A 24944-nucleotide genomic window follows, 5' to 3' on the forward strand; every position below is an offset into this window, starting at 1 on the left:
GGATCGCTTCGCTGCGCTCGCAATGACGATGTTGAGATAGCTGTGTGCAAACGTCTTCTACGACCAGGCCGGCGAAAGCGTCACTTCGCCCCCAGCCACGCCAGGATCATCTCCACGATCTGGCTTCTGCTCCTCGCCAGCACCTTCGGCTCGCTCAGGTCGCGATCGAACAGCGCCCCGAACGTATGCCGGTTGGCGACGCGGAAGAAGCAGTAGGAGGAGATGGCCAGATGCAGATCGATGGCGTCGACGTCGTCGCGGAACGCGCCCTCGCTGCGGCCGCGCTTGAGGATGCTGTCGAGCGTCGCGATCACGCTGGCGTTGAGCTCACGCAGTTGAAGATTCTGCTTCAGATGCTTGCCGTGGTGGATGTTCTCGATTGAGACGAGGCGGATGAAGTTCGGATTGCGCTCGTCGTGGTCGAAGGTCGCCTCGATCAGCCGGCGCAGGCCTTCGCGCGCGTCGCAGCTTTCGATATCGAGCTGGTCTTCCAGCGCGCGGATGCTGCGATAGGCCTCTTCCAGCACCGCGAGGTAGAGCTGCTCCTTGCCGCCGAAATAATAATAGATCATCCGCTTGGACGTGCGGGTCCGCGCGGCGATCGCGTCGACGCGGGCGCCGGAATAGCCCTCCGAGGCGAATTCGGCCATCGCCACTTCGAGGATGTCGCGCTTGGTGCGTTCGGGGTCGTTGGTGCGCTTGGATGGGGGCGGCTTGCGCTTGAGCATCACAATTTCTCCCGCCGGTTCTATGGATCACCTTGAAGGTGAAGGCAAATTTCGCCCAATCCGACGATCCAGGATGCTTGCATAAACGTACTAGTTCGTACATTATGTGGCGAAACCAAGGTTGCGGCAACCAGAAGCAAAAGCCTGCGGAAAGCCGGATGGGCATGACGCGAGCTGCGGTCGCCATCGCATACGGGAGGACGATTGATGAGCCTGACCTCAACTGCATCGCTGCACGCGCCGTCCAGCGCGGAGACAACACAGAACAAGCTGCCGAAGCGCGCCGCGCTGGTCAGCTTCGTCGGCAGCATGCTCGAATACTACGACTTCTTCATTTACGGCACAGCGGCGGCGCTGATCTTTCCAAAAGTGTTCTTCGCCAATGTCGATCCCGGCACCGCGACGCTGCTCGCGCTGCTGTCGTTCGGCATCGGCTATATCGCGCGCCCCGTCGGCGCCGTTATCCTCGGCCATTTCGGCGACCGCATCGGCCGCAAGACGGTGCTGCTGTTCACGCTGGTGGTGATGGGCTTCTCGACGCTGGCGATCGGCCTATTGCCTGATGCCAAGACCATCGGCAATGCCGCGCCCATCATCCTGACGCTGCTGCGCCTGTTGCAGGGCCTGTCGGCCGCCGGCGAGCAGAGCGGGGCGAACTCGCTGACGCTGGAGCATTCCGCCAATTCCAACCGCGCCTTCTTCACGAGTTGGACGTTGAGCGGCACCCAGGCCGGCGCGATCCTGGCAACGCTGGTGTTCATTCCCGTCGCCGGCATGCCGGAAGACCAATTGCTGAGCTGGGGCTGGCGCATTCCGTTCCTGCTCTCGGCGCTGGTGCTGCTGGTGGCTTATCTGGTGCGCCGGACCATGCCGGAAACGCCAGTGTTCGAGGACATCAAGGACAAGGCGCAGGTGGCGCGCTTCCCCGTCGTCGCGCTGCTGCGCGACTACTGGCCGGACGTGCTGCGCGTGATCGTTTGCGCGCTGATCGCGACCGTCAGCACGCTCACGGCGGTGTTCGCGCTCGGCTATGCCACCAGCAAGTTCGGCGTCGCGCGTCCGACCATGCTGTGGGCCGGCGTGCTCGGCAATGTCGTGGCGCTGTTCGCGCAGCCGCTCTGGGCCTTGCTCGCCGACAAGATCGGCCGCAAGCCGGTGTTCATCGGCGGCGTGCTCGGTTGCGCCGTGCTGCTGTTCCCTTACTTCATGCTGGTGACGACGGGCAGCACGACCGCGATCTTCGCCGCCGCGATCGGCCTCTACATCATCTACTCCGCGCCCAACGCGATCTGGCCGTCGTTCTACGCCGAGATGTTCGAAGCGCGGGTGCGCTATTCCGGCACGGCGATCGGCACCCAGCTTGGCTTCCTCGCCGCCGGCTTCACGCCGCTGGTAAGCGCAAGCCTCGTCGGCGAGGGTCCGAACGGCTGGATCCCAGTGGCGATCTTCGTCGCGGGCTGTTGCGTCGCCTCGGCCGCGGCCGCATCGACCGCGCGCGAAACCCACAAGGTCGACATCGCCGATCTCGGCAAGCGGCGCGCGTGAGTGCAAGACGGGACAAGGATCGATGCTGACCTACGCCGTTCCGACCACGCTCGGTCCCGTCATCGGGGCCGAGCAGGGGCACGTCCGTGCCTTCAAGGGCGTGCCGTTCGCGATGGCGCGGCGCTTTGCCAAGGCGACGCCGCCTCTTGCGTGGACCGAGCCGTGCCGCTGCACGGATTACGGCCCTTATGCACCGCAGCCGGGGCATCTCGATCAGCCGGAAGAATCCTGTCTCAGCCTCAACATCTGGACGCCTGTCGGCGCTGATCGCCCGCTGCCGGTGCTGTTCTTCATCCATGGCGGCGCCTTCGTCACTGGTGGCGGCGCCGATTATGACGGCACCTTCCTCGCCGCGCACGGCCCGGCCGTCATCGTCACTATCAACTACCGGCTCGGCCCGCTCGGCTTCCTGCAACTGCATCGCCATGGCCTGAGCGAAGCCGACAATCTCGCGATCTCGGATGCACTCGCCGCGCTCGACTGGGTCCACGCCAACATCGCCAATTTCGGCGGCGATCCTGACAAGGTGACGCTGTCGGGCCAGTCGGCCGGCGCGTCGATGGTAATTGCACTCGCGACTTTGCCGCAGGCGAGGGGCAAGTTCACCCGTGCGCTGGCGCTGAGCGCGCCGGGGCGCAACATCATGAGTGCGGATCATGCCGACCACATCGCGCGTCGGGTGCTCGCGGAGCTCGAGATCGAGCAAGACCCAAGCGCGATCGCATCGGTGCCGCTGCCAAACCTGTTTGCAGCCGTCGAGCGTGTCGGCCGCAGCATCGCGGACGAAACGGAAGCAGGCACCGTGTTCGGGCCCGTGCTCGATGGCAGCGTGATCCCGCGTGAGCCGCGCGATGTGTTTGCCGATGGGACTCTGCGCGATGTCGAGCTCTGGCTCGGCTCCTGCCGCGAAGAGATGGTGATGTTCCTGAAGAGCACCCCGCCCGCCGCGATGATCCGCACCACCGAGCGCAATTTGCGCGTTGCTTTCGGCGATGCCGGCTGGGAACGGCTGCTGGCCTGCTATCGCGGTTCAGTGCGTCCCGACGAGGACCCGTACGAGGCGCTGCTGTCGGATGCGTTCTGGCATCGCCCGATGGCCGATCTGGCGCGGAGCCACGCGGAAGCAGGCGGCGCGGTGTGGCTCAGCCGGTTCGACCACCGCCCGGCGCTGGAGCCGTTTCTGTCGCAGGGGCCGACGCATGGCGCCGACAATGCCTGCCTGTGGGCGCATCTGCCTGATTTCATCGATCGCCCGATCCTGAAGCGCAAGGGCGGCCCGATGACGCCTGCCGATATCGACGTCGCAGCACGGTTTCAGACCAGCCTGCTGCGCTTTGTGACATCAGGCATGCCTGATGTTGCGGAGGCCTGGCCGCGGTTCGAGCTTCACAAGCAATCGCTCGCCATCTTCGGTCAGCCGTTTCATGTTGTGCCCCTGAACGAAGGCGCACGTGCCCGCCTGTGGGCGGAACTGAGCGCGTGAGACGGGGTGCTCGAAGCCGCGCCCTGTAATCTGCTTCACAGGCGAATGCGTCGATCTGCGCTAGATGAAGTCAGGCCCTGTCCAAGCGGCCGAGTTCGGAGTTGGCGATGATTGCTGCACTGGCAAGAGCAATATCCCGCGCGACGGGAACCAATGTCGATTTCGAAACCCTGAAGATCCTCGTGATCTTCTCGGGCGCGGGCCTCCTGGTCTCGCTCGTCGCCGCGATGATCTACGGACAGGCTCTCAACGCCGCTCTGTTCTGAGCGCGTCGCAATCCCCGTCAGGCCACGGGTTCCTTGGGACGGCTTCGCTCACGCGGCGCCAGCGGCGGCGCCTGCTTCAGCGGAGCTGCTTCGCTTGGCGCGGCGTCGCTGCCTGAGACATGTTCGAGCTGCGCAGGGCCGTTGTCGCGCCAGGCGATGAACCAGATCAGCAAGCCGAGCACTGCCAGCCCCGCGCCGACGGGACCCGTCGACGTCCAGCCGAGCCCCTGACGAATGGCAAGGCCACCCAGGAACGGGCCGAGCGCATTGGCGGTGTTGAACGCCGAATGGTTGAGCGCGGCGGCGAGCGCCTGCGCATCTCCGGCAACATCCATCAGCCGGGTTTGCAGGACAGCACCGAGCGCGACACTGGCTCCAATGGCAAAGATGTCGATCGCGAGCAGCCAGGGATTGCCGGCCACAAGCGGAAACACCAGCAGCGCCACGGCCGCAAACACCAGGATGCCGCCCGCGGTCGGCATCAAGGCGCGGTCGGCGAAGCGCGGCACGAACAGATTGCCGAGCGTGGCGCCGATGCCGAAGATGGCCAGGAAGAACGGGATGACCTCGGTGCTGACCTTGGTGACCTCGATCAAGGTCGTCGCGAGATACGTGTAGACGGCGAACATGCCGCCGAAGCCGATGGCGCTGATCGCGAGCGTGGTCCAGACCCGGCGGCTTTTGAGCGCGCCGAGCTCGCGCAGCGGATCCGACCGGCCGGCCCGGTCGCGCGGCGCGAACGACGCGCACAGCAGCATCGTGAGCAACGCCAGCACCGACACGAGGCCGAAACTCGCGCGCCAGCCGACCATCTGGCCGATCAGATTGGCCAGCGGCACGCCGATGATGGTGGCGATAGTCAGGCCCAGCATCACCTGGCCGACTACCTGCGAGCGGCGGTGTTGCGGCACGAGCGAGGCCGCAACCAGCGCGGCGATGCCGAAATAGGCGCCGTGGGGCAGGCCCGAGAGGAAGCGGGCCGCGACCATCGAACCGAAGCCGGGCGCCAGCGCGGTGAGGGCGTTGCCGAGCGCGAATACGGCCATCAGCGCCAACAGCTGCGTGCGCCGCGCGAATTTTGCGCCGAGCACCGCGATCAGCGGTGCGCCCAGCACCACGCCGAGCGCATAGGCGCTGATCGCGTGTCCGGCGGTCGGTTCGTCGATATGAAGGTCGGCCGCGAAGAACGGCAGCAGGCTCATCGACGCGAATTCGGTGGTCCCGATCGCAAAGCCGCCCATCGCGAGCGAGAACAGGACGACGGCGAGATGAGGGGGCGCTGAATGGGATTTCGGTTTCGCGCTTGGCGAGGTCGCGTGAGGCGAGGTCGTCATGTGTCCTGCTTAGGTGACGGCAACGGGAACCAGCCCAGCAAACGTCGCCATCCCTGCAGTCTTTGTCTCACCTACTTAAACGCGCGTGGATCAGCGTCAACACCGGAAGCGCCACGTAAGGCGGAGCGCATATCAGCCTCCCGGTTTATTCAGGGCATCCGCGTCAATGTGTCCGGTGCAACCGGCTCGAGCACGTGATCAGCCGCTGGCTGCGCGGCTGACGCGTCCCCGACATGATTGACCGATCAGAACTGCACTTCGCCGGGAATGTCGTCGGCGCTGAGGCCGACGGTTTGATAGGCCTTCAGCAGCCATTCGCGGGTCTGGCCGAGCGACCGGTTGTAGTCGGCCCAGGCGCTGAGGAAATCCTTGTAGCGGCGGTCGGCTTCGGCGCGGATGCCGAGATTGGTCGGCAGTGTCAGGATCGGCCGCGGGATCGCGAGCTCGCCGAGCGTCGGATTCTTCTTCAGTGTGAAGATCGACAGCACCGCGAGCGAGACGTTGCAGTCGGCGCGGCCGGTCGACACGGCGAGGATCGCCTCGTCGCGGGTCTTGAAGCCGAGGATGTCAGCCTTCGGGCAGTAGCGGCGCGCGATGGTCTCGTGCGTCGAGCCGATGTCGACGGCGATCTTGACCTCCGCCTTGTTGAGGTCGGTCCAGGTCTGCGGCTTGGCAAAGCCCTTCTTGGTGATGACGGTGAACGAGTGCACCAGGATCGGGGTCGAGAAGTCGATGACGAGCGAGCGCTCCGGCGTCGGATTGACGGCGAAGGCGAGGTCGACCTTGTCGGCCTGAAGATCGAGGATCTGGTTGCCCCAGGTCGATTCCAGCATCTCGACCTTGGCGCCCAGCTTGCCCGCAATGTCATTCGCCATGTCGATGCAGGCGCCCGACCATTGATTGGTGGCGAGGTCCTTGTGGAAATAGGGGTCCTGGCCGGCGATGACAGCGATGCGCAGCACGCCGCTCTTCTTGATGCGATCGAGCGTGGAGGTCGGCGCGGTGTCGGCCTTGACTGGCGCGGTCGCGGCCATTGCGGCGCCCGCCAGCGCGACGGTGGTGAGTGCGTCCCTGCGGTTCATTGTCGGTACTCCCTGGGGATGGGATCTGGCCCGGCAGGCAGACTATTTCTGTATTCAGAACATAATGCAATATGGTATTGCGGCCTTGCCGGGGATTTGAGCGATGAGGCAGGTTAGAGCCTAGTTCGTTGGCAAAGCGAGAGAAAACTTTGTGAAGCCGTGGCGCGCCGATGCTCTCTGCACTGTCAGCATCGGCCTTGCACCTCATGTCCGCCTGTCCTACGCCACCTCGGAACAACAGCGCGTTCGCTAAAGCTTGCAGGGAGCCGTCATGACCATCAGAAACACCCGCACCGGGGGCCAGATCCTGATCGATCAGCTGGTCGCGCAAGGCGTCGAGCGCGTCACCTGCGTGCCGGGCGAGAGCTATCTGGCGGCGCTCGATGCGTTGCACGACAGCCCGATCGACGTCGTGATCTGCCGCGCCGAAGGCGGCGCTGCGATGATGGCGGAAGCCTATGGCAAGCTCACCGGGCGCCCCGGCGTCTGCTTCGTCACCCGCGGCCCCGGCGCCACCAATGCCAGCCACGGCGTCCACATCGCGATGCAGGACTCCACCCCGATGATCCTGTTCGTCGGCCAGGTCGACACCGGCATGCGCGAGCGCGAGGCGTTCCAGGAGCTCGACTACAAGGCGGTATTCGGCTCCATGGCGAAATGGGCCGTCGAGATCGATCGCCCCGACCGCATTCCCGAGCTGGTCGCGCGCGCCTTCCGCGTCGCCATGCAGGGCCGTCCGGGTCCGGTGGTGATCGCGTTGCCGGAGAACATGCTGACCGAGACCGCCGCTGTGGCCGACGCCATGCGCATCGAGCCCGCGGTGAGCTGGCCGGCGCCACCAGACATCGAACGTGTCGGTGCGCTGCTCGCTGGCGCGAAGGCACCCCTGGTCATTCTCGGGGGCTCGCGCTGGACCGATGAGGCTACCAAGAGCATCGCGCGGTTTGCCGAACGCTTCGATCTGCCGGTCGCGACCTCGTTCCGCCGGGCCTCGCTGATCGATGCCGATCATTCGCATTATGCCGGCGATCTCGGCATCGGGCCGAGCCCGGGCCTGAAGGCGCGCGTCGACAACGCCGACGTGATCCTTCTCATCGGCGGCCGCATGTCGGAAATGCCGTCCTCGTCCTACACGCTGCTCGACATCCCCTCGCCGAAGCAGAAGCTGATCCATGTGCATCCCGGCTCCGAAGAGCTCGGCCGCATCTATCAGCCGGAGCTGGCGATCCAGGCGACGCCCGCCGCGTTCGCAGCCGCTGTGGAGACGCTGAAGCCTTCGAGTGCCGTTGCCTGGAAGGGCGAGGCCGCCAAGGCGCATGCCGATTATCTCGCCTGGACCGAGAAGGCGCGGGAGCTGCCGGGCAATTTCCAGTACGGTCAGGTCATGACCTGGTTGCGTGACCGCTTGCCGAAGGATGCGATCGTCTGCAACGGCGCCGGCAATTATGCCGGCTGGATTCATCGCCATCATCGCTTCCACAGCTTTGCCTCGCAGCTCGCGCCGACCTCGGGCTCGATGGGCTATGGCGTGCCGGCCGGCGTGCTGGCGAAGCGGCAATATCCTGACCGCGTCGTCGTCGCCTTCGCCGGCGACGGCTGCTTCCTGATGAACGGCCAGGAGTTTGCGACCGCCGTGCAATATGACGCGCCGCTGATCGTGATCGTGGTCGACAACTCGCAATACGGCACCATCCGCATGCACCAGGAGCGCGACTATCCCGGCCGCGTCGTCGGCACCCAGCTGAAAAATCCTGATTTCGCGATGTACGCGAAAGCGTTCGGCGGCCATGGCGAGCGGGTCGAGCGCACCGAGGAATTCGCACCGGCATTCGAGCGCGCGCTCGCTTCCGGCAAGCCGTCGATCCTCCACTGTATCATCGATCCCCGCGCGATCTCGGTCGGCAAGGATTTCACCCCGGCGGTGAAGGCGTAAGCGATGGCAGAGGGTCGCCACGTCGCCATCATCGGGGCCGGCGCGATCGGCGTGATCAGCGCCATCGAGGCGCTGCGCGAAGGGCATCGCGTCACGCTGATCGATCCGGGCGAGCCCGGTGGCGAGCAGGCGGCGAGCTACGGCAATGCCGGCTGGCTCTCGTCGCATTCGGTGATCCCGCCGGCCGAGCCCGGCGTCTGGACGAAGGTGCCGGGTTATCTGATGGACCCGCTCGGCCCGCTCGCGATCCGCTGGTCATATCTGCCGAAGGCGCTGCCCTGGCTGATCAAATATCTGCTGTCCGGCTGGACCGAGGCGCGTGTCGAGAAGACAGCGTTCGCGCTGCGCGACCTCCTGAAGGACGCGCCGCTGTTGCACCGGAAGCTGGCGGAAGAAGCTGGCGTGCCTGAGCTGGTCGAGCGCAACGGCGTGATGCATGTGTTCCCGTCGCGCGGCAATTTCGACAACGATCTCGGCTGGCGCCTGCGCAGGAAGGTCGGCGTCGAATGGCTGGAGCTGAACGCCGACGAGATGCGTCAGCGCGAGCCGGATCTGCATCCGCGCTATACCTTTGGTGTGGTGGTGGAGGAGGCCGGACGCTGCCGCGATCCCGGCGCTTATGTTGCCGCGCTTGCCCAACACGCGCTGGCTGGTGGCGCGAAGTTGGTTCGTGCCAAGGCAACCGGGCTCAAGCTGAGCGGCAACAAGCTCGTCGCCGTTCTCACCGACACCGGCGAGATTGCTTGCGATGCCGCTGTGGTGGCCGCGGGCGCGCGGTCGAAGCAGCTGACTGCGTCTGTCGGCGATTCCCTCCCGCTCGAAACCGAGCGCGGCTATCACGTCATGATCGAGAACCCGGAAGTAGGTCCGCGCAGCTCGATGATGGCCTCCGACGCCAAGATGGTGGCGAACTGGACCAACAAGGGCTTGCGCGCCGCCGGCACGGTCGAGATCGCGGGCCTTGCGGCCGCGCCGAACTGGAAGCGCGCGGAGATTCTGCGCGACCACCTTCTCAGCATGTTCCCGAAACTGCCGAGGGACATTCCGGCCTCGCGCATCAAGATGTGGTTCGGCCATCGTCCGAGCATGCCGGACGGACGTCCCTGCATCGGCTACTCCCGCGCCTCGCGCGACATCGTCTATGCCTTCGGCCATGGTCATGTCGGCCTGGTCGGCTCGGCGCGCACCGGTCGCCTCGTCGCCCAGCTCCTGAGCGGCAAGCCGCCCGAAATTCCGCTCGCGCCGTTTTCTCCCGATCGCTTCCTCTGAGCTTGCAACATGACTTATACGTCCAGTTCCTCATCCCGCATCGCCCGTGGCGGCAAGGCCATCTACGGCGCGCCGCTCGGCATTTTGATGCTGGAAGCGCGCTTTCCGCGCATCCCCGGCGACATGGGCAACGGCACGACCTGGCCCTTCCCCGTGCTCTATCGCGTGGTGAGCGGGGCGTCGCCGGAGAAGGTGGTGCTGAAGGGCGCGGCTGGCCTGCTGCCTGATTTCATCGATGCGGCGAAGGACCTGGTGCGGCTCGGGGCCGAAGCCATCACCACCAATTGCGGCTTCCTCTCCCTGTTCCAGAAGGAGATCGCCGCTGCGGTCGGCGTGCCGGTTGCGACCTCGTCGTTGATGCAGGTTCCGTGGGTGCAGGCGACCCTGCCGCCTGGCAAGCGCGTCGGCCTCGTCACGGTATCGGGCTCGACCCTGACGCCGGCCCATCTCGAAGGTGCCGGCGTGCCGCTCGATACGCCGGTGGTCGGCACCGAGCACGGCAAGGAGTTTTTCCGCGTCCTGATCAAGGCCGAGAAGGATGACATGGACGTCGCGGAGGCCGAGCGCGACGTGGTCGGGGCCGGCAAAGAGCTGGTCGCGAAAAACCCCGACGTCGGCGCCATCGTGCTCGAATGCACCAACATGCCGCCTTATGCGGCAGCGCTGCAGGCCGAAGTCGGGTTGCCCGTCTACGATATCTATTCCATGATCACCTGGTTTCATGCCGGACTGCGCCCGCGCGCCTTCGGCTGATTCCTGATGTCACACAGCTCCTCGCACCTCTGCTGTTGTTTGCATTGCAATCGCCGCCACAGCCCCGGTATATTTGGCTGTGTTCGGGCATGAATGCAGTTGATGATGAGCAACGTGGAACTGGCCTCCGACAGTATCGTCGATCGCGTCTATGAACAGCTCAAGGCCATGGCCGTGAGCTATGAGTTCAAGCCGGGCGAGCGGCTCAACGAAGGCGAGCTGGCCAAGCGCCTCGGCGTCAGCCGCACGCCGCTGCGCGAAGCGCTCAACCGTCTCAACACCGAAGGTTTTCTGCGTTTCACGCCGGGCAAGGGCTTCTTCTGCCGCGAGCTCGACGCCCACGAGATCTTCGATCTCTACGAGCTGCGCAAGTCGATCGAAGTCGCCGCGGTCCGCCTCGCCATCAAGCGCGCCAAGGACGAAGATATCGACGCGCTGCTGAAATTCCTCGAGGCCACCGGCCCCGATCCCGGCGACCGCACGTCGGTCGAGCTCGTCGAGCTGGACGAGACTTTTCACGAGCGGCTGATGGCGATGTCGAACAATGCCGAGATGCTGCGCGTCTTGCGCAACGTCAACGCCCGCATCCGCTTCGTGCGCTGGATCGACATGGACAGCATCAACCGTACCAACACCCAGGCCGAGCATCGCGCGGTGATCGAGGGTCTGATGGCACGCAACGAAGAGGTCTGCGTCTCGGTGCTGGAGAAGCACATCGACCGCCGCCTCGATCGCATCACCTCCGCGATCAAGGAAGGCTATGCGCAGATCTATATGCCGGCGGCGCTGAGAGCTGGGGCGAGTTGAGGTTCTTCTGCAGTATCGTAGGGTGGGCAAAGCGAAGCGTGCCCACCACCTAATCGTGGCACGGCGCAAGTGCGGCTTTGCCCACCCTGCGATTTCTGGCTTTCGCCACGACGACTGGGCGAGTTTACTCCGCCGCGACCGGCATCCCATGGCCGAGCCGCTTCGAAATACCCCCCGCGCAATCGCGCAGCGCGTGCGCGATCGGGCTGTCCCAGCGCGCGTCGAACGTGCCTTCCGGCCCCATCGCGGTGACGACCAGCGCGACATGGCCAGCATGATCGAACACCGGTGCGGCGAACGCGTTCACGCCGGGCAGGGGATCGCCGAGCGCGCGGGCGAGCCCGTGCTTGCGGACCTCGGTCAGCATCTCCGCGACCTTGCCTTTCACCGGCCGCTTCGGATTGTAGCCGACGCCCTGGCGATCGAGCCCGCTTTCGAGCGCGGCGTTGATGGTCTTCTCCGGCAGGAACGCTGCGAAGGCACGCCCCGTAGCCGTCTCCAAGAGCGCCATCACCGATCCCGCGCGCATGACGATGTGGACGGGCTGGCCGGGCTCTTCCAGCTGCACCACGGTCGGGCCGTGCGTGCCCCAGACCGCGAGCGAGACCGCGTGGCCGATCTGGCTTGCGAGCGCCGCGATCTTCGGCTGCGCGATGCGCACGCCGGAGAGGCGGCGCAGGCTGATCAGTCCGAGCTCGAGCGCCAGCGCGCCGATCTCGTAGCGGCCGGTGGTCTCGTCCTGCTCGATCAGCCCGATGCGGGAGAAGCTGGCGAGATAAGGATGCGCCTTGGCCGGCGTCATGCCGGCTTCGCGCGCGAGATCGCGCAGCATCATCGGCTCGCCGCATCTCGCGAGCGCGCGCAGCAATTCTCCGCCGACCTCGATCGATTGGATGCCGCGGCTTGCTTTCTTCATGCGTTCCCGATGCGCTTGAGTCCTTGTTTGAGCATGATCTGTTCGGAAAACCACTGCACACTTTTCCGGATCATGCTCTACGCCGCGTCGCGCTTGGTGGCGCTGTCGGCAAGGTGTCGCCCGGCAATGTAGCCGAAGGTCAGCGCCGGCCCAAGCGTGATGCCGGCGCCGGGATAATTGCCACCCATGATGCTCGCCATGTCGTTGCCGGCGGCATAGAGCCCGGGAATCACCCGGCCTTCGGCGTCGAGAGCGCGCGCGTTCTCGTCGGTGACGATACCGGCATAGGTGCCGAGATCGCCTGTTACCATCTTGATGGCGTAGAACGGGCCGTTCTCGATCGGCGCGACGCAAGGATTGGGACCGTATAGCGCGTCGCCCTGGTAGCGGTTATAGGCTCTTGAACCTTTGCCGAAGGCGGGGTCCTGTCCGAGCGGCGCGGTCGCGTTGACCTGCCTGACTGTCTCCGCAAAGCCCTTCGCGTCGATGCCGGCCTTTGCCGCCAGCGCTTCCAGCGTATCGCCGCGCATGAGATAGCCGCTCGCGAGATGATGTCCCAGCGGCATCGGGAACGGCGGCACGCAGCCGAGGCCGTATTTGCGCAGCGTCTTGTGATCGCAGACGAGATAGGCGGCGATCTCCTCGCCGGGCCTGGCCGCCTTGATCATGGCCTGGACGAAGTCGTGGTAGGAATTGCCTTCATTGGCAAAGCGCTTGCCGTCGCGCATCACCGCGATCACGCCGGGCTTGGCACGATCGATGAAGTGCGGCATCACGCCTTTCGAGCCGTCCTTGCGCGTCGTGAGCGACACCGGGACCCAGGCCGCCGCGTTCGGCAGGCGATCCTCGATATGTCCGCCCGCGCTTTCGGCGAGGCGCAGGCCGTCGCCGGTATTGCCGGTCGGCCCCGGCGAGAAATGCTCGGCGCCGGTCGGTGCATGCGGAAACATCTTCTTGCGGCGCTCGACATCATGCGGGAAGCCGCCGCAGGCGAGCACGACGCCCCGCCGCGCGCGGATGCGGACGTCGCGTCCCTCGCGCGACACGATCGCGCCGGTCACCGTGCCATTCTCGACCGTCAGCTCGCGCACCGGCGAGGACAACCACATCGGGATCTTCAAATCCTGCGCGGACTTTGCGAGCCGACCCGCCAGCGCATTGCCGTTGGTCAAGGTCATGCCGCGGCCATGGCGCAGCACGTCCATCAGGTGGCGCGATAGCCGCTTTGCGACATAGACCGCTGACGTCAGCGACTTCGTGACGCGCGTGAAATGGATGATCTCTTTGCCTGACCCCAGCATCATGCCGAACACGGTGAGCTCGGGCAGGGGCATGCCGAGCGTCTTGATGAGGTCGCCCAGCTCACGGCCATCGAACGGGCGTGTCACCATGGAGCGACCGCCTTGCGCGCCGCCGGGCGCCTCGGCGTGATAGTCGGGGAACACCAGTGGCATGTCGAAGCGGAGCGCGGTCTTGGTGGTGAAGAAATCCACCGCCTCGGGACCGGCGCTGAGGAACGCATCGACGCGCGCCGCATCGAAATTGTTGCCGGCCTCGTGGCGCAGATAGGTACGGGCCTGCTCCGGCGTCTCCTCGATGCCGTAGGCTTTCGCCAGGGCGGTGCCGGGAATCCACAGCCAGCCGCCGGAGCGCGCGGTGGTGCCGCCGAAGCGCGGTTCCTTCTCGACGATCAGCACGTCGAGGCCGCGATATCTCGCGGTGATCGCCGCCGACATGCCGGAGCAGCCTGATCCGGCCACGAGCACGTCGCACTCGTATATTTCGCTTGCGCTATGCTCGCTTCCGGCCATGTCTCACCTCACTGCTTCAGCAGCGGACATTTGGATTCGGAGACCGGGCGGAAGGCATCCTCGCCCTTCACGGTCTTGATGATGTCAAGATAATCCCAGGGCTCCTTGGACTGCTCGGGCGCCTTCACCCTGGCCAGATACATGTCGCGGATGACGCGGCCGTCCTCGCGCAACTTGCCGCCATGGACGAAAATATCCTCGATCGGCAGCTCGCGCATCTTGGCCATCACCTTGGCGGGGTCGTCCGTGCCTGCAGCCTTGATGGCCTTGAGATAATGCAGCACCGAGCCGTAGACGCCGGTATGGATCATGGTCGGCATCACCCTGGTGCGCTCATAGAATTTCTTGGACCATGCCCGCGTGGCCTCGTCCATGTTCCAGTAGGACGCCGTCGTCATGTAGGTGCCCTGCGCCGACTTCAGGCCGATCGCGTGCACGTCAGTGTCGAACATCAAGAGGCCGACGAGCTTCTGGCCGCCTTGTACCAGGCCGAACTCGCCGGACTGCTTGATGGCGTTGTCCGTATCCTGGCCGGCATTGGCGAAGGCGACGACGTCAGCCTTGGAGCTCTGCGCCTGCAGCGCAAAGGACGAAAAATCCGCGGTATTGGTCGGGTGCTTGACGCCGCCGAGCACCTTGCCGCCCATCTCGTTGATGAAGCGCGTGGCGTCCTTCTCGAGCTGCTGGCCGAAGGCGTAGTCCGCGGTGATGAAGTACCAGGATTTTCCGCCTTCCTTGATCACGGCGGACGCCGTCACCTTCGACAGCGCGTAGGTGTCGTAGGTGAAGTGCACTGTGTTCGGGCTGCACAGCTCGTCGGTGAGCGAGCTCGCGCCGGGGCCGGAGAGCAGGGCGATCTTGCCCCGCTCGCGCGCCATGTTGTGCACGGCGATGGCGATGCCGGAATTGGGGATGTCGACCACCGCGTCGACCTTGCCATTGTCGAACCAGCCGCGCACGATCTGCACGCCCACGTCCGTCTTCATCTGGTGGTCGGCGCTGATGATCTCGATCGGCTTGCCGAGCACGGTCGGCCCGAACTCCTCCACCGCCATCCTGGCGGCCTCGACCGAGCCCGGCCCGGAGTTGTCGCGGCCCCAGCTCGACAGATCCGTCAGCACGCCGATCCGCACTGCATCGTCGGAGACCTGCGCGCGCGCGACATGGGTCATGACAGCCGAAGTCATGGCCGCGAGCATGGCGCAGGCCAAAAGCCCTCTCATCGATGTTTCCTCTCGTTATTGGCCGCTTGGGTGCGGCCGGTTGTTATGGCGGTAAATTAGATATTAGCGAATAAGTTTGTCAATGACAAATAAAGGCGTCAATGAGAGTTCCTTGCTCGCCGAGAAGCGCTGCGGAGACGTGTGCGCAACTGCCTCAGCACCCGTCATTGCGCGCGACGCGAAGCCATCCAGAATCTTTCCGCGGAGACAGTCTGGATTGCTTCGTCGCAAGGGCTCCCTCGCAACGACGTTGTTGAAACAGTTGTGAGCATCCTCTCTCGCTGTGATCCGGGTTGACGGCATTGCGCGGACAAGTTGCAACCCACACCACGATTGGCCATGATGCTCCCGGGATCTCTTGGGGCGGATGGGCAATGACGGCGGTAACAGGGGTCTCCGGCGAAACGGAGCGATCGACGACGACGCATGTTGTGTGGGCGAGTGCGCTCGGCACTGCGATCGAGTGGTATGACTTCCTGATCTACGGCACGGCGGCCGCGCTCGTGCTCAACAAGCTGTTCTTCCCGAGCTTCGATCCCTTCGTCGGCGCGCTGGCGGCATTCTCCACTTATGCGGTCGGTTTCTTGGCGCGGCCGATCGGCGGCGCCATCATCGGGCATTACGGCGACCGGCTCGGCCGCAAGAGGATGCTGGTCGCGACCATGATCGCGATGGGGCTCGGCACCTTCCTGATCGGCTGCCTGCCGACCTACAGCCAAATCGGCGTATGGGCGCCGATCCTGCTTGTCATCCTGCGCTTTGTGCAAGGCATCGGCCTCGGCGGCGAGTGGAGCGGCGCGGTCGTGATGGTGGTCGAGCACGCCGGTAACAGGCGCGGCTTCTACGGCAGCCTGGTGCAAATCGGCTTTCCCGTCGGCGTGGCTGCCTCCACCGGCATGTTCGGGCTGATGACGCAACTGCCCGAGGCCTACTTCCTGAGTTGGGGCTGGCGCGTGCCGTTCTGGATCAGCATTCTGCTGGTCGGCGTCGGTCTCATCGTACGGCTCAAGCTTGCGGAGACGCCGCACTTCAAGGAGGTGGTCGAGCGCAAGGAGGTGCTGGCGCAGCCGGTGTGGGAGGTGCTTCGCCGCCACTGGCGCAGCTTTCTGCTGGCGATCGGCATCACGATCTCGGAAGTCGGGCTCGCTTATCTCCTCACTGTCTTCACCGTGCTTTATGCCACGACAAAACTCGGCCTTCCGCGCCAGGTGATCCTGAATGCTGTCGTCTATGCCGCGCTCGTCGAGTTCGCCACGTTGCCGCTCGCCGGCTGGCTCTCCGATCTTTTCGGCCGCAAGGCGCTGTATCTTGCCGGCGGCGTATTCACGGTGGCGCTTGCCTTTCCGCTGTTCTGGTTCCTCGACACCAGGGAGCCGGTGCTGATCACGCTCGCGCTCGTCGTCACGATGACGCTGACGCATGCGCTGCTGTTCGGGCCGAAGGCGGCGTTCGTGCCGGAACTGTTCCGCACAAAGGTGCGCTACAGCGGCGCCTCGCTCGGGGCAAATGTCGCGGCCGCCTTGAGCGGCGGCTTCTCGCCGCTGATCGCGACCGCGCTGCTCGGCTGGGCCGGCACGTCCTGGCCGGTGTCGCTCTACATCATCGCGCTGTCGGTCATCACGATCATCGCGACGTTGATGACGCCGGAGACGGCGCGCGACGCGCTGAAGTCCTGAGGCATCCCGGGGGGCGGCTGGCGGCCAAAAAAATTTTTCGAGCCTCCCCCTTGAAACCGCCAGCCGTTTTTCTAATTGATTTTTTTACCGCGAGAGCGGTGTGCCGGGCGCCAGATCGGGCCCGGTGCGGGCGCCGGGCCGGTCGTCGGACCCGTCTGATACCCTGTCCTGCGCTCCTTCGTATCCATCTTGCTCTTTGGAGGACTTGGTTATGAGGACCAGTTTTGACTTTGCGCCCCTGTGGCGCTCCACCATCGGCTTCGATCACCTGGCCGACCTCGTCGACAGCACGCTGCGCCAGGCGACCGAGGACAACTATCCCCCCTACAATATTGAGCGCTCCGGCGAGGACCATTACCGGATCAGCCTTGCGGTGGCGGGTTTCAGCACCAGTGATATCACCGTCACGGCCGAGCAGAACGCGCTCACCATCGAGGGCAGGAAGCCCGAGACCGCCGCGCGCGAATACCTGTACCAGGGCATCGCCGCGCGTCCGTTCCGGCGCGTGTTCAATCTCGCAGATTATGTCCAGGTGAAGCAGGCCTCTTTCCAGGACGGGCTCCTGATCATCGACCTCGTCCGCGAGGTCCCGGAAGCCATGAAGCCGCGTCGGATTCCGATCGCGGGCGGCGCTCCTGCGGCATCGCAGATCGAGCAGAAGAAAGCAGCCTAAAGCGCTCGATCGGTCCAACGGCGGAACGCGGCGTGCAATGCGCGCCGCGCTCCCGATGCATGAAGGAGACAAGCATGGCTTTTCGTGACCTCATTCCCTGGTCGAGAAACCAGGAGCTTGCGCCCACGCGGGACAATTTCGACCCCTTCCTGACGCTTCACCGCGAGATGAACCGTCTGTTCGACGACGTTTTCCGCGGCGTCAGTGGGTCCGGTCTGTCGCCGCTGATGGAAGGCCGTTTCGGCTGGCCGAAGGTCGAACTGAGCGAGACCGACAAGACACTGACGGTGTCTGCCGAGCTTCCCGGCTTGACCGAGAAGGACGTCCAGGTCGAGATCGCCAATGGCGTCCTGACTGTCCGCGGCGAGAAGAAGGCGGAGTGCAACGGCGAGGGGCGGTACTTCACCGAGCGCTATTATGGTGCCTTCGAGCGGCAGATCCCGCTGGAAGGCGTCGAGGAGGACAAGGCCGAGGCGTCGTTCAGGAACGGCGTCCTGACCGTGTCGCTGCCGAAGTCCGAGAAGGCGCGCGAAGGCGTCAAGCGCATCGCGATCAATACGCAATAGCAACAAGCCGGACGGCGGCCTTTGGCGCCGCCGTCCCCCGTCAACGAACCCGTCCCTTGAAAGGAGCATGAGGGAGGCAACCGCCGATGACCAACGTGAATACCAATTTCGGCAATCTCAATCCGCTGTTTCATCCCGCCGCCCACTACGATTCACCTACCGAGGTCCTGAATGCACAGGATCTCTCCACGCCGGAGAAGCGGGTCATCCTGTCGTCCTGGGCGTCCGACATGTACGCGGTGGAATCCTGTCCCGCCTTGCGCGAGATCCCCGGCATGGGCCACACGGTCCGGCTCGCCGATATCCTGGCCGCCCTGCGCAAGCTCGACGGCGACAACGACAATGACGACCCGCCGCGCGGCGGCGGCGTTCCGATGCGGCTGCGGCGGCCATGGGCCGCCGCCGAGGGGCAAAGCGCATGATGCTCACACAGACTGTTCTCGGGCTCGTGCTGCTCGGCCAGGCTTCGGCAGTCTGGGCGGTTCCATTTCTGGCTCTGCAAGGCCTCGTCGCCGGGGCGCGTGCCGAGATCTGAGGCAAGAGCTTTTAGGTTCCAATCCCAGGCAAGGTAGCAGGTACTGAAGATGCGTGCTGTGCGTTTGCTCCTGCTGGCGATGCTGGTGCTGACGCCCACGGCGTTGCAGCCTGCTGCCGGCCAAATTCCCGACCTGAAGACCGGCGGCTCGTTGCCGACCCTGGCGCCGCTGGTGCGTCAGGTGACGCCGGCCGTGGTCAACATCTCCGTCCACGGCCGCGTGCGGGAAGATAACCCGCTGTACCGCGACCCGATATTTCGCGAGTTCTTCGACGTCCCCAGGCAGATCGAGAAGGAGGTCAACGCGACCGGCTCCGGCGTGATCGTCGATGCCCAGCGCGGCTATGTCTTGACCAACAATCACGTGGTCGAAGGCACCTCCGCCGTCCAGATCACGACCAAGGATGGCCGGCAGTTTTCCGCGAAGGTCGTCGGACGTGATCCACCCACCGATGTCGCGGTACTCCAGATTCAGAACCCGACCGGGCTCAGGGCACTCCCCTTCGGCGACAGCGACGCGCTCGAAGTCGGCGACTTCGTGCTCGCGATCGGAAATCCATTCGGGCTGGGCCAGACCGTGACGTCAGGTCTCGTCAGCGCGCTGGGCCGGACTGGAATCGGCAAACAGGGCTATGAGGATTTCATCCAAACCGACGCCGCCATCAATCCGGGCAATTCCGGCGGGGCCCTGGTCAGCCTGCGCGGAGAACTCGTCGGCATCAACTCGGCGATCATCTCGCCGGCCGGCGGCAATGTCGGCATCGGCTTTGCCATTCCGGTCAACATGGCACGCAAGGTGATGGAGCAGATCATCGCCAACGGTCGCGTCGAGCGCGGCCGTATCGGCATCTCGCTGAACGATCTGCATCCCTCGGCCAACAGGGGATTGATTCAAGGCGCCGTCATTGCCGAAGTGGCCGCGGATTCGCCTGCGGAAAAGGCAGGCCTGCGCAGGGGGGATGTGGTCACCGGAGCAGACGACCGCCCGATCCGCACCGCCGCCCAGCTCCGCAACACGATCGGCCTTGCCCGCGTCGGCGAGGATGTGAGGCTCTCGGTCTCGCGGAACGGCGTTCCGCTCACCGTGAGCGTCAGGATCGCGCCCGCGAGTGAATCCAGCAGCGCCCTCGCGGGGCCCAATCGCCTCGTTCGTTGAATCGGTCGCAGCGGGCCGAGGATCAGCGGTGTATCCCCTGCGAGGGTAGTGAGCCGCATGACATCGCGGCTCAAGCCGCGCGGTGATCCTGCTCGCCTTGCAAGTCGCGGATCAGCCTTCGCTCGCGTTCGATCCGCTGGAGATAGAGCTCGCGCTCCTGCTCGGACTTTGCGCCTGCCAGGAGCAGTTCGTAATGGCCGATCACCTTTTCGCTGCCGCGAATGAGCAGCTCTCGCTGGCTGATCATTGCATTGCTCCTCTCACATCGATCGGCGCCTGGGTGGCAGAGAGAGCAACCGGGAAGGTCGCCGCGGTCAGGCTTTCGAGCGCCGACCTTTCTTCCGTGACACGTCTCTCGATGAACTGGCGTTCGAGCTCCGACAGCCTGGTCTTCAGAAGACGCCGGTAACGGTGGATGTTGTTACGATGTGCACGAATCCGGGCCAAATTCTCATCGAGCATCGTCGTCTCTCCAGACGGTCGCGTTGGATCCTTTGATTTCCCAGGGTGAGAAACACTGTTCTCGCCGCAAAAATATGCAGCGCGAATTTCGTGTCAAGAGATTTGCCAAACGCCGGCCACCACGAGGTCGAGCTCGTCGCCGTAGTGAAATCCGCCGGCTCACATCGTCATGGCCGGGCTTGTCCCGGCCATCCACGCCTTGTTACGCGGCACAAAGAACGTGGATGCATGACGACCTCCGGTGAACGTCGATCTGCGACGCCTAGCGCTCGCGAGGTTAAGGTCATCGCCGCTTCCACCGCCGGGTTCCCCCGTCGATTGCCTTTTGTTGGCCGGCAAGCGAACCTCCTGTGGCCATATTTGAGAAGGAGTGGTTTCCGGTGAGGGAGGCACTCCATGAACAAAGCTCTGATCACTGCCGTTGTGATGCTGGCCGCCGTGCCCGCAAGCGCCGTTGCGCAGGAGCGCGCCGGCTCGGCGGCGCTCGGAGCCGTGTCCGGCGCGGTCGTGCTGGGGCCGGTCGGTGCCGTCGCGGGCGCCGTGATCGGCTATACCGCCGGTCCTGCCATCGCCCGGTCATGGGGCATGAGAGGTTCGCGCTCGGCAAGACACCGGCAGCCGCCACGTCGCGAGGCGTATGGGGCGACGGCCGCCGGTGCGCCCCCACGCACCCGCGAGGCGATGGAGGCCAACGGTCAGATGAGCGCGGCCGGCAATCCGCCGGTCCAAGCCGCTCCCGTGTCGCAACCGGCTCAAGTTGCGCCTGCGGCGCCAGCGGCAACCACGACGCCACCCGTTCAGGGATTCGACTGAAACCAGGCCGCGGTGGTTTTCGGCCGCAGCCGATCCACCGTCCGCGCCATCAGCGCGACCACTTCTCTAGATCTGGCCCAGGATCTTCTTCGCGGCGCGAAGGTGCGGCTTGTCGATCATCTGGCCGTCGAGGCGCAGCGTGCCGGCGTTTGGATGGCTCGCGAACGCGGCGATGACCTTCTCCGCCCATGCCCGCTCGGCGTCGGTCGGCGCGAACGCCGCGTTGACGATGTCGACATGCTTGGGATGGATCAGCGCCTTCGCCGAAAAGCCGTCGCGCCGCGCGGCGCGGGTTTCCTGCTCGAGGCCTGCGAGATTGTCGATGTCGGTATAGACAGTGTCGATCGGCGCCACTTCCGCCGCGGCCGCCGCCATCAGGCACAGATCGCGCGCGAGGCGGTAGGGGCTGTGAAACACGCCGCCCGACGCCTTCTCGGTCGCGCCGAGCGAGGCGGAAAGATCTTCCGCGCCCCACATCAAGCCGGCAAGGCGAGGGGAGCAGCCCCTGTAGCTGCCGAGCCCGAAGATCGAGCTGGCGGTTTCCGTCGCGACACAGACGATGCGTGTTGCGCCTGCTGTGATTCCGGATGCTGCTTCCAGCGCTTCAAGCCAGGTCGCAACCTGGCGCACGTCATCGCCGCCTTGCGATTTCGGCAGCACGATGCCGTCAGGCTTGCCCGGCATGATGGCGGCGAGATCGCTCAGCGTCATGCCGGTGTCGAGCGCGTTGATGCGGACATAGAGCTGGTGCGGGCCGGGGCGGCTCCTGAGCATCGCAAGCGTCAGGGTCCGCGCCTCGGGCTTCTTGTCGGTGACGACGGAGTCCTCGAGATCGATGATCAGGGCGTCGGCCTTGCCTTCGCTCGCCTTCTCGAATTTGCGCGGGGAATCGCCTGGCACGAACAGCATCGAACGCATCAGGCCGGCCTCTTGTGCATCATCGCGGTTTCCCTCCTTACGAAATAACGGCGCGCGTCGCTTTGCGCCGCATGACGCCATGCATGTTAGACACAGTTGATGGACAAATTCACGTATCGGTATGCGGTTTTTCGAGCTAAAAAACCGAAAAGCCAGGGCATGTCGGGCGCGGCAAGCGCCATGGCCTTTACGCGGGGAACGCGATCGGGAGATGGCGCAATCGCGGCTCCCAACAGGGAGACCAAGACCATGGATTTCGCGCTCACCGATCAGCAGGAAGCCATTCGCGACGCCATCGCCAAGATCTGCGAAGCCTTCCCCGACGCCTATTGGCTGAAGAAGGACCACGACGGCGGCTTCCCGCACGATTTTCACAAAGCGCTGGCCGACGCCGGCTGGCTCGGCATCTGCGTTCCCGAAGAATATGGCGGCTCGGGCCTCGGCATTACCGAAGCTGCGATCATGATGCGCACCATTGCCGAATCCGGTGCCGGCATGTCCGGCGCGTCTGCCGTGCATATCAACGTGTTCGGACTCAACCCCGTGGTCGTGTTCGGCACCGAGGAGCAGCGCAAGCGCATGCTGCCGCCGATGGTCGAGGGCCGCGAGAAGGCGTGCTTCGCCGTCACCGAGCCGAACACCGGGCTCAACACCACCCAGCTCAAGACCCGCGCCGTTGCCAAGAACGACCGCTACATCGTCAACGGCCAGAAGGTGTGGATCTCGACCGCGCAGGTCGCGCACAAGATCCTGCTGCTGGCGCGCACCACGCCGCTGGAGGAGGTGCGCTCGCCCACCCATGGCCTCAGCCTGTTCTACACCGATTTCGACCGCAACAGGATCAAGGTCCACGAGATCGAGAAGATGGGCCGCAAGATCGTCGATTCCAACGAGCTGTTCTTCGAGGATTTCGAGATCCCGATCGAGGACCGCATCGGCGAAGAGGGCAAGGGGTTTCAATACATCCTCGAAGGCATGAACCCCGAGCGCATCCTGATCGCGGCGGAAGCCGTCGGCCTCGGCAAGCTCGCGCTGTCGCGCGCGACCGAATACGCCAAGACCCGAATCGTGTTCAACCGGCCGATCGGGAAGAATCAGGGCATCCAGCACCCGCTCGCGGTGAACTGGATCGAGCTCGAGGCGGCCTGGCTGATGGTGATGCAGGCCGCCTGGCAATACGACAAGGGCTTGCCCTGCGGCGCTGGCGCCAATGCCGCAAAATATTTCGCGGGCGAAGCCGGATACCATGCCTGCGAGCAGGCGGTGATGACCCATGGCGGGTTCGGCTACGCCAAGGAGTTTCACGTCGAGCGCTATCTGCGCGAGATCCTGATCCCGCGCATCGCGCCGGTCAGCCCGCAGCTCGCACTGAGCTTCATCGCGGAAAAGGTGCTGGGGCTTGCCAAGTCGTATTAGCTCGGTTCGGCCGCGATCCGCTCCATCGCGATGGTGCGGAGCTTTGCGCGCTGGATCTTGACGCCATTGGCGCTGTCCGTGACCGGGAAGGCATCCACGACATAGATCCGTGCCGGAATCTTGTAGCCGGCGAGCCGCTCGCGCAGGCGCGCCGTCAGCACCTCCTGACGCGGCGGAGCTCCGGCCGCGATCACGAAAGCGACGCAGCGCGCCTGGCCCTTCAGATCGACTGCGACGACCTGGGCGTCGGCAACGCCGGCGCAGGACTTGAGCTCGTCCTCGATCTCCCCGGGCGCGACCAGGAAGCCGCCGAGCCGCATCGCATCGCCTGCGCGGGTCTCATAGACGAAGGCGCCGCCGCGCAGGCGGCCGATATCGCCGGTGCGGAAGAAGCCGTCCGCAGTGATCGCATCCCCGGTGGCTTGCGGATTGTTGAAATAGCCGAGGAAGCACGATGGCGCGCTGATTTCGATCTCGCCGGAGACGCCTTGCGGCGCAAGCTCGCCGGTCTCGGTGTCGCGCACGCGGACTTTCGCATCCGGGGACATCGGCCAGCCGCCGCCCTCGATGCGGTCGGCGAAGGCGTCGCTGGCGCGCCCGATCGAGAACAGCGCCTGCACCTCGCTCGAGCCATAGAGGCCGAACAGCGGCAGGCCGCGTGCCTCGGCCTCCGCGGCCAGCTCGCGCCAGCCGGGCTGGAACGCGGCGAAGCCGCAGACCTGCAGATGCGGGAACGGCCGCCTTGCGTCGGTCAGCGCAAGGATACGGCGGAACATCTCGTCGGAGCCGAAGCTGTGGGTGATCTTGTGCTCGGCAAGGATCTTCAGCGCCGGCGCCGCCTCGAAGGCATCGAGCACGTGGACGGTGGCGCCGGCGGCGATGAAGCCGAGCAGGCTCGTCATGCCGAAGGTGCCGCAGAACGGCAGCATCGCCAACAGGGCATGACGCTGCGGCGAAAGCTGGAGCGCTTTGGCCACGGCCTTGGCGTGGCTCGCCAGCGTTCGCTGCGAATGCGCCACCAGTTTTGGCCCCTTGGTCGTGCCCGATGTGGTGTAGAGCAGCACGGGCAGATCGATGTCGTGCTGAGCTGGAGCCGGGGGATAATGCTTGTCGAAGGCGTCGAAGCGCACACTGGGCCATTGCGCAGGAAGCGCATCCGCGCCGACCACCGCGAGCTGTTGCAGCGCGGGGACATCGGTCTTGGCGATGTCGGCAAGAATGGCAGCGAAATCAATCGAGCGGAACGCCGCCTCGATCACCAGCAGCTTTGCGCCTGACAGCTTCAGCAGATGCGCGACTTCGGCGCTGCGATAGCGGGTATTGACGGCGGCGACGATCGCTCCCAGCCTGGCGGCGGCAAACAGTAGCGCAATCCATTCCACGCGGTTGACCAGCCAGACCGCCACGACGTCGCCCTTGCCGATGCCCTGCGCGGCCAGCCAGGCCGCGGTCTGTTCGACCTTCCGTGCAAACTCCGCGCGCGAGACGGGCGTGCCGTCGAACAGGAAGGCTGGATCGGCAGCTGTGTCCGATTCGATCAGCGAATGCAGTGAGGCATCGTCGGCATGCATGGCAACCG

The 24944-nt window shown here is 65.0% G+C and carries 24 protein-coding genes; 14 read left to right on the forward strand and 10 right to left on the reverse strand.

From position 1 onward, the window contains the following. Positions 1–80: 80 nt before the first annotated feature. Complete coding sequence (locus tag ACNJX9_RS10465; protein ID WP_057742945.1) at positions 81–728, reverse strand: TetR/AcrR family transcriptional regulator; 648 nt, start codon at positions 726–728, stop codon at positions 81–83. 207 nt (positions 729–935) lie between these two features. On the opposite strand from ACNJX9_RS10465, the gene ACNJX9_RS10470 reads away from it, so the two are divergent. The 3 genes from ACNJX9_RS10470 (at position 936) to ACNJX9_RS10480 (ending at position 4022) form a co-directional block, all read left to right on the forward strand. After that, positions 936–2273, forward strand: coding sequence for an MFS transporter (locus ACNJX9_RS10470; RefSeq protein ID WP_220006511.1), 1338 nt, complete (start codon positions 936–938; stop codon positions 2271–2273). 22 nt (positions 2274–2295) lie between these two features. After that, the gene (locus ACNJX9_RS10475) at positions 2296–3756 is read left to right on the forward strand and encodes a carboxylesterase/lipase family protein (protein WP_439408690.1); all 1461 of its coding nucleotides are present in this window, start codon (positions 2296–2298) and stop codon (positions 3754–3756) included. A gap of 107 nt (positions 3757–3863) precedes the next feature. Then, entirely contained in the window at positions 3864–4022 is a 159-nt protein-coding gene (locus tag ACNJX9_RS10480; RefSeq protein WP_167353964.1) for a hypothetical protein, read from the forward strand. Between the two features lie 17 nt (positions 4023–4039). On the opposite strand, the gene ACNJX9_RS10485 is transcribed toward ACNJX9_RS10480, so the two are convergent. Then, entirely contained in the window at positions 4040–5356 is a 1317-nt protein-coding gene (locus ACNJX9_RS10485; RefSeq protein ID WP_057742950.1) for an MFS transporter, read from the reverse strand. Between the two features lie 245 nt (positions 5357–5601). Beyond that, the gene (locus ACNJX9_RS10490; protein ID WP_057742952.1) at positions 5602–6438 is read right to left on the reverse strand and encodes a transporter substrate-binding domain-containing protein; all 837 of its coding nucleotides are present in this window, start codon (positions 6436–6438) and stop codon (positions 5602–5604) included. Between the two features lie 271 nt (positions 6439–6709). On the opposite strand from ACNJX9_RS10490, the gene ACNJX9_RS10495 reads away from it, so the two are divergent. From ACNJX9_RS10495 to ACNJX9_RS10510, 4 genes are all read left to right on the forward strand, one after another. After that, a complete protein-coding gene (locus ACNJX9_RS10495) occupies positions 6710–8371 on the forward strand; it encodes a thiamine pyrophosphate-binding protein (protein ID WP_439408691.1) in 1662 nt (553 codons plus the stop codon). A 3-nt stretch (positions 8372–8374) separates the two neighbouring features. After that, the gene (locus tag ACNJX9_RS10500) at positions 8375–9640 is read left to right on the forward strand and encodes an NAD(P)/FAD-dependent oxidoreductase (RefSeq protein WP_057742957.1); all 1266 of its coding nucleotides are present in this window, start codon (positions 8375–8377) and stop codon (positions 9638–9640) included. Between the two features lie 9 nt (positions 9641–9649). Next, positions 9650–10393, forward strand: coding sequence for an aspartate/glutamate racemase family protein (locus ACNJX9_RS10505; RefSeq protein ID WP_439408692.1), 744 nt, complete (start codon positions 9650–9652; stop codon positions 10391–10393). A gap of 102 nt (positions 10394–10495) precedes the next feature. Beyond that, positions 10496–11200, forward strand: a complete 705-nt coding sequence (locus tag ACNJX9_RS10510) for a GntR family transcriptional regulator (protein ID WP_439408693.1) — start codon at positions 10496–10498, stop codon at positions 11198–11200. A gap of 124 nt (positions 11201–11324) precedes the next feature. Here ACNJX9_RS10510 and ACNJX9_RS10515 read toward each other — a convergent pair whose 3' ends face one another. The 3 genes from ACNJX9_RS10515 to ACNJX9_RS10525 form a co-directional block, all read right to left on the reverse strand. Continuing rightward, positions 11325–12116 (reverse strand): IclR family transcriptional regulator, encoded by a 792-nt coding sequence (locus ACNJX9_RS10515; protein WP_439408694.1) that lies wholly within the window; start codon positions 12114–12116, stop codon positions 11325–11327. A gap of 77 nt (positions 12117–12193) precedes the next feature. Next, positions 12194–13927, reverse strand: a complete 1734-nt coding sequence (locus ACNJX9_RS10520) for an FAD-dependent oxidoreductase (protein ID WP_439408695.1) — start codon at positions 13925–13927, stop codon at positions 12194–12196. Positions 13928–13935: 8 nt separating this feature from the next. Continuing rightward, positions 13936–15150 carry an ABC transporter substrate-binding protein gene (locus tag ACNJX9_RS10525; RefSeq protein WP_057742971.1) on the reverse strand — a complete coding sequence of 405 codons (1215 nt, stop codon included), beginning with the start codon at positions 15148–15150 and terminating at the stop codon, positions 13936–13938. A gap of 374 nt (positions 15151–15524) precedes the next feature. Here ACNJX9_RS10525 and ACNJX9_RS10530 point away from each other — a divergent pair, with 374 nt between their 5' ends. The 5 genes from ACNJX9_RS10530 to ACNJX9_RS10550 all read left to right on the forward strand — a co-directional run bounded on the left by ACNJX9_RS10530 (position 15525) and on the right by ACNJX9_RS10550 (position 19756). Then, positions 15525–16826, forward strand: a complete 1302-nt coding sequence (locus ACNJX9_RS10530; RefSeq protein WP_439408696.1) for an MFS transporter — start codon at positions 15525–15527, stop codon at positions 16824–16826. 211 nt (positions 16827–17037) lie between these two features. Further along, positions 17038–17499 carry an Hsp20 family protein gene (locus ACNJX9_RS10535; protein ID WP_057742975.1) on the forward strand — a complete coding sequence of 154 codons (462 nt, stop codon included), beginning with the start codon at positions 17038–17040 and terminating at the stop codon, positions 17497–17499. Between the two features lie 74 nt (positions 17500–17573). Next, the gene (locus ACNJX9_RS10540; RefSeq protein WP_439408697.1) at positions 17574–18065 is read left to right on the forward strand and encodes an Hsp20/alpha crystallin family protein; all 492 of its coding nucleotides are present in this window, start codon (positions 17574–17576) and stop codon (positions 18063–18065) included. Between the two features lie 86 nt (positions 18066–18151). Continuing rightward, the gene (locus tag ACNJX9_RS10545) at positions 18152–18487 is read left to right on the forward strand and encodes a hypothetical protein (RefSeq protein ID WP_439408698.1); all 336 of its coding nucleotides are present in this window, start codon (positions 18152–18154) and stop codon (positions 18485–18487) included. 162 nt (positions 18488–18649) lie between these two features. Continuing rightward, entirely contained in the window at positions 18650–19756 is a 1107-nt protein-coding gene (locus ACNJX9_RS10550; RefSeq protein ID WP_439408699.1) for a trypsin-like peptidase domain-containing protein, read from the forward strand. Positions 19757–19826: 70 nt separating this feature from the next. Here the strand turns inward: ACNJX9_RS10550 and ACNJX9_RS10555 are convergent, their stop codons facing one another. Continuing rightward, positions 19827–20003 (reverse strand): hypothetical protein, encoded by a 177-nt coding sequence (locus tag ACNJX9_RS10555; RefSeq protein WP_167353965.1) that lies wholly within the window; start codon positions 20001–20003, stop codon positions 19827–19829. After that, positions 20000–20218: a hypothetical protein gene (locus ACNJX9_RS10560; RefSeq protein ID WP_439408700.1), complete on the reverse strand. Its 219-nt coding sequence runs from the start codon at positions 20216–20218 to the stop codon at positions 20000–20002. Before ACNJX9_RS10560 ends, ACNJX9_RS10555 begins: the two co-directional genes overlap by 4 nt. 396 nt (positions 20219–20614) lie before the next feature. On the opposite strand from ACNJX9_RS10560, the gene ACNJX9_RS10565 reads away from it, so the two are divergent. Next, complete coding sequence (locus ACNJX9_RS10565; protein WP_439408701.1) at positions 20615–21031, forward strand: hypothetical protein; 417 nt, start codon at positions 20615–20617, stop codon at positions 21029–21031. A gap of 66 nt (positions 21032–21097) precedes the next feature. Here ACNJX9_RS10565 and ACNJX9_RS10570 read toward each other — a convergent pair whose 3' ends face one another. Continuing rightward, a complete protein-coding gene (locus ACNJX9_RS10570; RefSeq protein ID WP_057743195.1) occupies positions 21098–21949 on the reverse strand; it encodes an HpcH/HpaI aldolase/citrate lyase family protein in 852 nt (283 codons plus the stop codon). Between the two features lie 249 nt (positions 21950–22198). Between ACNJX9_RS10570 and ACNJX9_RS10575 the strand changes: the two genes are divergently transcribed. Then, complete coding sequence (locus ACNJX9_RS10575; RefSeq protein ID WP_057742985.1) at positions 22199–23365, forward strand: acyl-CoA dehydrogenase family protein; 1167 nt, start codon at positions 22199–22201, stop codon at positions 23363–23365. On the opposite strand, the gene ACNJX9_RS10580 is transcribed toward ACNJX9_RS10575, so the two are convergent. Continuing rightward, positions 23362–24936 carry an AMP-binding protein gene (locus tag ACNJX9_RS10580; RefSeq protein WP_439408702.1) on the reverse strand — a complete coding sequence of 525 codons (1575 nt, stop codon included), beginning with the start codon at positions 24934–24936 and terminating at the stop codon, positions 23362–23364. The two genes, ACNJX9_RS10575 and ACNJX9_RS10580, sit on opposite strands and share 4 nt — an antisense overlap. Positions 24937–24944 lie beyond the last annotated feature (8 nt).

Origin of the sequence: Bradyrhizobium sp. BLXBL-03, assembly GCF_051853015.1 — a bacterium.
Taxonomy (GTDB): Bacteria; Pseudomonadota; Alphaproteobacteria; order Rhizobiales; family Xanthobacteraceae; genus Bradyrhizobium; species Bradyrhizobium manausense.